The sequence below is a fragment of the Dietzia sp. HMSC21D01 genome (genome assembly GCF_001815995.1).
In the GTDB taxonomy this organism is placed as follows: domain Bacteria; phylum Actinomycetota; class Actinomycetes; order Mycobacteriales; family Mycobacteriaceae; genus Dietzia; species Dietzia cinnamea.
In genome coordinates this window covers 1-5,612 of record NZ_KV824016.1, presented here as the reverse complement: position 1 = coordinate 5,612, position 5,612 = coordinate 1, and the positions used below count along the sequence as shown (strand labels likewise).

Genomic DNA, 5,612 nt, shown 5'->3' with positions numbered 1-5,612 from the left:
CGAGCCACGGGCCCCGCTGGACGAGCGCCCGCGCGCCCCCGACGGTTTCCCAGCCCCTGGACCGGGCCGCCGCGTGGACGACCACCCTCGGCAACCGCAGCTCCCACGGGCGGAGGACCACCTCGTCGTCGTCGCCGTCCAACCGCACGGCGAGCGCACGGGCGCGCCGGCCGTGCCGGCCCCGGAAGGCCCGCACCACGCCGCGGACCCGCTCGGTCGGGTCGATTTTCCGCATGCACCGGATCGTACGGGGCCGTAGGCTCGCCGACATGGCACCCAAGCCGCGCCTGCAGTCCGAGTCCCGCCCCGTCGATTCACGCGCCGCCGACCCGCGGCCGGCCGACCCCGAGCTCACCGACGACGGGCACGTCGTCGAGCCCAGCGCGGACGACTACCGTCACGCCACCGAACTCGAGATCAACCACGACTGGTACAAGTCCGCGGTGTTCTACGAGGTCCTGGTCCGGGCCTTCTACGACTCGGACGGCAACGGCACCGGCGACCTCCGTGGTCTCATCGAGAAGCTCGACTACCTCGAGTGGCTGGGCGTCGACTGCCTGTGGCTGCCGCCGTTCTACGACTCGCCGCTGCGCGACGGCGGGTACGACATCCGCGATTTCCGCACCGTGCTGCCGGAGTTCGGCACCGTCGAGGACTTCGTGGAACTCCTCGAGCAGGCGCACAGCCGCGGCATCCGGGTCATCACCGACCTGGTCATGAACCACACCTCCGACACCCACGCCTGGTTCACCGAGTCCCGCGCCGACCCGGAGGGCCCGTACGGCGACTTCTACGTGTGGTCCGACGACGACACGCGGTACCCCGAGGCCCGCATCATCTTCGTCGACACCGAGTCCTCCAACTGGACCTACGACCCCGTACGCGGGCAGTTCTACTGGCACCGCTTCTTCTCCCACCAGCCCGATCTCAACTACGACAACCCCGAGGTCCAGGAGGCGATGATCGACGTCCTGAGGTTCTGGCTGGACCTGGGCATCGACGGGTTCCGCCTGGACGCCGTGCCGTACCTGTTCGAGCGCGACGGCACCAACTGCGAGAACCTGCCCGAGACCCACGAGTTCCTGCGCAAGTGCCGCGCCGTGGTCGAGGAAGAGTACCCGGGGCGTGTGCTGCTCGCCGAGGCCAACCAGTGGCCCGACGACGTGGTGGACTACTACGGCGAGCCCGAGGTGGGCGACGAGTGCCACATGGCGTTCCACTTCCCGCTCATGCCGCGGATCTTCATGGCCGTGCGGCGGCAGTCCCGCTTCCCCGTCACCGAGATCCTCGCCCACACCCCCGACATCCCGTCCTCGGCGCAGTGGGCGATCTTCCTGCGTAACCACGACGAGCTCACGCTCGAGATGGTCACCGACGAGGAACGTGACTACATGTACGCGGAATACGCCAAGGACCCGCGGATGAAGGCCAACATCGGCATCCGCCGGCGCCTGGCCCCCCTGCTCGACGGTGACACCAACCAGCTCGAGCTGTTCACGGCGCTGCTGCTCAGCCTGCCCGGCTCGCCGATGCTGTATTACGGCGACGAGATCGGGATGGGCGACAACATCTGGCTCGGCGACCGCGACGCCGTCCGCACGCCCATGCAGTGGAGCCCCGACCGCAACGCCGGGTTCTCCCGCTGCGACCCGGGCCGGTTGTACCTGCCCGCGATCATGGACCCCCTGTATGGCTACCAGGGCGTCAACGTGGAGGCGCAGATGAACTCCACCGCCAGCCTGCTGCACTGGACGCGGCGCATGATCCACGTCCGCAAGAGCCACCCGGCATTCGGGCTGGGCGAGTTCACCGACCTCGGCGGGTCCAACCCGTCGATCCTGTCCTACCTGCGCTCGCTGGATTCCGACGGCACGGGCACCGACGTGATCCTGTGCGTCAACAACCTGTCGCGGTTCCCGCAGGCGGTGCGCCTGGACCTGGCGGAGCACGCTGGTCGTCAGCCCGTCGAGCTCACCGGCGGGGTGCCGTTCCCGGAGATCGACGCCGACCCGTACCAGCTCACGCTGCCCGGGTACGGCTTCTACTGGCTCGAACTGCGCAGCCCGGAGGAGGGACCGAGATGAGTATCTCCCCGGTCGACGACGACACCCTGGCCCGACTGCTCACCGACTGGCTACCCGAGCAGCGGTGGTTCGCCGGCAAGGGGCTGGAACTCACCGGAGTGCGGATCACCCGGCGCGAGGTGTTCCTGGACGATCCGGAGGTGCTGGTCGAGCACCTGCTGGTGGATCTCGAGGTGGACGGTCGGCCCCAGCGCTACCAGGTGCCGATCGCGACCGCGGCCGAGTTGCCGGGTGACCGACGGGCGTTCCCGTTGACCCCGGAGGGCGCCTCCCCCGTGATCTACGACGGACTGCGCGACCCCCGCGGCACCGAGTCCCTGCTCCGCCACCTGGCCGGGCAGGACGAGGTCGGCGGGCTGCGGTTCCGACTGGTCCCCGGCGCCACGCTGCCCGAGCCCACGTGGGGGCGGCTGCTGGAGGGTGAGCAGTCCAACTCGTCGCTGGTGTACGGCGACGACCTCATGGTCAAGGTGTTCCGGCTGGTCCAGCCGGGCGTGAACCCCGACGTGGAGCTGCACGCCGCGCTGGCCGACCGGGAGTGCCCGGCGGTGGCGGCGCTGCGGGGATGGGTGGAACTGAGCGGCGACGGGGACGACGGCGAGGGGGGCGACACCGGAAACGGGCCCACGACCCTGGCGATGGCCCAGGAGTTCATGGCGGGCGCGGCCGACGGGTGGGCGATGGCCACGGCGAGCGTCCGAGACCTGTTCGCCGAGGCCGATCTGCTGGCCGAGGAGGTGGGCACCGACTTCGCCGACGAGGCCGGCCGGCTCGGGGCGGCCGTGGCGCAGGTGCACGAGGACCTGGCGGCCGCGACCGGAGTGGCGACGCGCGACGGTACGGACCTCGTGGCGTCGATGCGGGCGCGGCTGGACGCGGCGGTGGCCGAGGTACCGGCGCTGGCGGAGTTCGCGGACGCCGCGCGGGCGGTGTTCGACGAGGTCGCCGGCTCCGGCCCGGTACGCGTGCACCGCATCCACGGCGACCTGCACCTCGGCCAGACCCTCCGGGCACCGGACCGCTGGATCGTCATCGACTTCGAGGGGGAGCCGGCCGCACCCCTCGCCGAGCGCCGGGTGCCGGACTCGCCTGCCCGCGACGTGGCGGGCATCCTGCGCAGTCTCGACTACGCGGCCCAGCACACGCTCGTCGGCGTGGAGGACCGGCAGCTGCGCTTCCGGGCCCGCGAGTGGCGTGACCGCAACGTCGACGCCTTCTGCTCGGGGTACGCCGAGGTCAGCGACGCCGATCCTCGCGACTCCGGAGCGCTGCTGCGGGCGTACACACTGGACAAGGCCCTGTACGAGGTGGTCTACGAGTCACGTAATCGACCCGGGTGGGTCCCGGTGCCGATGGGTGCGGTCGAGCGGATCCTCGCCGCCGGCTGACCGGCTACGCACCCCGCGAAGCACGCTCCATGCGACGCACCGCGGCCCGGCCGCTGGTACGGGCCCGGCCGGGGTGGTCACTGCTCGTGCGTCACTGCTCGTGCGTCACTTGGTGGAGATCTGCTCCTTGGCCCACTTGTAGTCGGCTTTGCCCGCGGGCGAGCGGCGGATCTCGGGCACGACGACGATCACCTTGGGCACTTTGTAGTTGGCCAGGGACTCACGCAGGAATGCGGAGAGCTCCTCCGGCTCGGCCGACGTGCCCTCGCGGAAGGACACGACTGCGGCGACCTTCTGTCCGAAGCGCGGGTCGGGGGCGCCGGCGACCAGCGCGTCGTGCACGGCCGGGTGGGCCTTGAGCGCCTGCTCGACCTCCTCGGGGAAGACCTTCTCCCCGCCCGTGTTGATGCAGCCCGAGCCGCGGCCCAGGAACACGATGGAGCCGTCCTCGCGGATCCGGCCCATGTCGCCGAGCACCGCGACCCGCTGACCGTCGACCACGGGGAAGGTTTTGGCGGTCTTCTCCGGGTCGTTCCAGTAGCCGAGCGGGACGTGACCGCGGCGCACGATGTAGCCCACCACGTCTGATCCGGGGGCGACCGGCTGGTTGGACTCGTCGATCAGCCCGAGGCGCGGGGTCGGCGCCAGGACCATCTCGCCGTCCTCGTTGAGGTTCAGCTCGCCGTCGTTGCCGGTCTCGGAGGCGCCGAAGTTGTCGCGGATTATGACGTTCGGGAACTCTTCGTGCAGGCGGTCACGCGAGGACTTGGACCAGATGCCGCCGCCGGAGGCGACCATGAACATCGAGCTGAAGTCCTTGGTTTTCTTGGCCTCGAGCAGGGCGTCGGTGATCGGCACGGCCATGCCGTCGCCGACGAACATCAACAGGCCGGCCTTGTGCTCGGCGGTCGCGTCCACGATGACCTCCGCGTCGAAGTCGCGGAACAGGATCAGGTGGCCACCCATGTTGACGAAGGTCAGCAGCGTGAACAGTCCGGCGCCGTGCATGAGCGGGGCTGAGATGACGACGCGGAATCCGCCGTCGGGCGAGACGTTGTCCGCGACCTCCTGCGGGCTGTGCCGCTTGTCTCCGTAGGGGTTACCGCCGGACAGGCAGGCGTAGTAGTAGTCCGACATCGTCCACTGGACGCCCTTGGGGAACCCGGTGGTGCCGCCGGTGTAGACGATCCAGTGGTCGTCACCGCGGGCCGGCTCGAACCCGCGCTCCGCCGATTGCTGGGGCAGCTCGGCGTCGACGTCGACCAGGGTGAGGCCGGCGGCAGCACACGCGTCCGCGAGGACCTGAGGCGTCCCGCCGACGGCGAGGATCGTGCGCGTGCTGGTCAGTTGCGGCACCGCGGCGGCCATCGTCTCGGCGAACTCGGCGTCGACCATCACGGCGACCGACTGCGAGTCGTTGAACAGGTAGACGAGCTCGGCCGGGGTGTAGCGGTAGTTGACGTTGATCCCGGCCACGCGGATCTTCATGGACGCCACGATGGCGGCCATGTGCTCGGCGCTGTTCTTCATGTACAGCGCGACGTGGCTGAGCGGCTCCGCACCGTGGGCCTTCAGGAGGTGACCCATTCGGTTGGCGAGCTCATCGATCTGCCGGTACGTGTAGTCGACACCGTCCATGGTGAGCAGCGGGTTGTCCGGGATCCTGTCGGCCACGGCCTCGAACACGGCGGCTTCGTTCATGTCCGGGTTGGTTCCGGCGAGGGGATCGGTGGACTGATCGGCAACTGCGTCGGTCATCGGGGCAGGTCCTTAAGAGCGGGGGCTGTGTGTCTTCTCTCACATTGTGGCCTGAACTTGTTCTCATGTCCAGACCCGGTACTGAGCAGCGACAATCGGGCATTACTGCAACAGGTTCCACCTCGCGACGAACCTCCGGGCATGGTTACGGGTGACCACCGTCAGTCGAGCGTCTACATTGCGCACATGAGCGGATCACGGCCCCGACATCCCGGCCCGCCGTACGACGGCGGCCTCCGACTGCCACGCTCGACCGGGTCCGGCGACGTCCCCCAGGACGGCCGCCGTTCGTCCGACCGCGAGGCCGACCGGCCGTCCCGACGCGGGCCCGTCCTCCAGGGGCCCGCCGAACAGGGGACGCTCCGCTCGCGGGGCCTCGCCG

Annotated in this window: 4 protein-coding genes and 1 pseudogene; 3 read left to right on the top strand and 2 right to left on the bottom strand. The window is 69.9% G+C overall.

Translation table 11 applies throughout. The features are described 5' to 3' along the window. Positions 1 to 235 (bottom strand): hypothetical protein (locus HMPREF3086_RS12900; RefSeq protein ID WP_141764087.1); only part of this gene is annotated, 235 nt, incomplete at its 3' end. Between the two features lie 34 nt (positions 236 to 269). Here HMPREF3086_RS12900 and treS point away from each other — a divergent pair. Next, positions 270 to 2,084 (top strand): maltose alpha-D-glucosyltransferase, encoded by a 1,815-nt coding sequence (gene treS / locus HMPREF3086_RS12895; protein WP_244881613.1) that lies wholly within the window; start codon positions 270 to 272, stop codon positions 2,082 to 2,084. Further along, complete coding sequence (locus HMPREF3086_RS12890; protein WP_061227434.1) at positions 2,081 to 3,472, top strand: maltokinase N-terminal cap-like domain-containing protein; 1,392 nt, start codon at positions 2,081 to 2,083, stop codon at positions 3,470 to 3,472. The genes treS and HMPREF3086_RS12890 overlap by 4 nt, the downstream gene beginning before the upstream one ends. A 105-nt stretch (positions 3,473 to 3,577) precedes the next feature. Here HMPREF3086_RS12890 and HMPREF3086_RS12885 read toward each other — a convergent pair whose 3' ends face one another. Continuing rightward, the gene (locus HMPREF3086_RS12885; RefSeq protein ID WP_061227435.1) at positions 3,578 to 5,230 is read right to left on the bottom strand and encodes an AMP-binding protein; all 1,653 of its coding nucleotides are present in this window, start codon (positions 5,228 to 5,230) and stop codon (positions 3,578 to 3,580) included. Between the two features lie 186 nt (positions 5,231 to 5,416). On the opposite strand from HMPREF3086_RS12885, the pseudogene HMPREF3086_RS19325 reads away from it, so the two are divergent. Then, positions 5,417 to 5,612: pseudogene (locus HMPREF3086_RS19325) on the top strand (alpha/beta hydrolase); the annotation flags it as partial.